Origin of the sequence: Microcoleus sp. B9-D4, from assembly GCF_036705105.1 — a bacterium.
GTDB lineage: Bacteria > Cyanobacteriota > Cyanobacteriia > Cyanobacteriales > Microcoleaceae > Microcoleus.
In genome coordinates this window covers 1-1,302 of the sequence record NZ_JAUBTS010000173.1, presented here as the reverse complement: position 1 = coordinate 1,302, position 1,302 = coordinate 1, and the positions used below count along the sequence as shown (strand labels likewise).

Below are 1,302 nucleotides of genomic sequence, written 5' to 3'. Positions count from 1 at the left end.
TCTACTATTGCCTGCTGGCGCTGTTCACGCGCTGTGCGTGACTCTGCTCCCCGCGTATCTTTCAGCGTCTTTACCTGGGTTTCAAATCTCTGCTTGAGTACCGAAGCATTAGGGGCGCGTTCTACGAGGAGTTTGCTCAGCTTTTCAATACCATACTCGATTTCCTCATCAGTCAGCTCCCGATCGTCAAGGCGATCGCTAAATAAGGGACGCCCACCCAAGCGACTAAACAAAGCCGGGACAGCAATATCGTGCCGTTTTCCCAATCCGGCTGTTGCCTCTTGTAGCGCCGTATCTACCTCTCCTGACTCTCTGAGGCGTCGGTAAAAGTTCTGTCCTAAAGCCAAGCCTGTCTCTACGCTCACCTTGCGCGTCATCGCTACTACAGCAGGCATCCCCAAATTTCTGACCAATCTTTGCCCTAATCCACCTAATCCTGCTTCGGCTCTGGGGTCGGCACTTTCGCAAGTGCACAGAAAGGCAAAATGAGGTAAGCTCCTCTGATGATTACCGATGTTCTTGAGCTCTGAAAGTAATTCTTCTCCCGTAACTGGCTGAACTTGGTTATCTGCTTTTGCCCAGTACAGAACAGTTTCTCCGTTATCCAGCAGCTTGCCGTGGGCGACAAAGTGCAGCAATGTGTATGGCTTCTTGGCGTTAGTCAGTTGCTTAGATAGTTCTTGTAGCGTTGGGGGCCCGATCGCACCTGCAACATCATTTGCCAAAATTTCGTAAGGAATTTCACCAAGCGCTTCCTTGACTCCTGATAAGACAGCTTCAACGTCAAAAGGTGCTAATTGAAACTTACCGATATTAGAGGGACTCGCTACCAGCACCAGTGCCCGCAAGTCACGTCTTCCAATTGGCGGAAAGCGCCGATCGATAATGGTGGGAATGTACAGGGAAAAGGGAACGCGCTGGTTGCGGGCTAAAAGATGCCAACTTCCATCGGCATCTATTGGAGCGCACAGCCTTTCCCAATGTAAGGTTTTGATAGGGTCATTGTCCGCGGCTTCGAGCGACAGCAAAATTCGTAACAGGGAGTCCTGACTGCTCTTGGATAAGGCACGAACGAAGGTGTCGTATACAGCCCCTCGAAACAATGCTTTGCCAAGATGGGTGCCGTATTCCTTCTCGTTTTCTTGCTGTTGAGTGAGTTTGTTCAAGTCCTCCTGATTTAGCTCAAGAGTTTCTTTTGAATGGATGGTTAGTCCGTCTGGTTGCTTGCACCTGACAACAATCGGCCAGCTACTCTCGCCTGATTTGCTCTGGATGGTAATCTCGAACTCAAAGACGTTCATG

At 50.0% G+C, this 1,302-nt stretch carries 1 protein-coding gene; it reads right to left on the bottom strand.

What is annotated here, in order from left to right; all coding sequences use genetic code 11:
- A partial coding sequence (locus QUB24_RS33405; RefSeq protein WP_333157877.1) for a CHAT domain-containing protein occupies positions 1 to 1,301 on the bottom strand: 1,301 nt, incomplete at its 3' end.
- Position 1,302 lies beyond the last annotated feature (1 nt).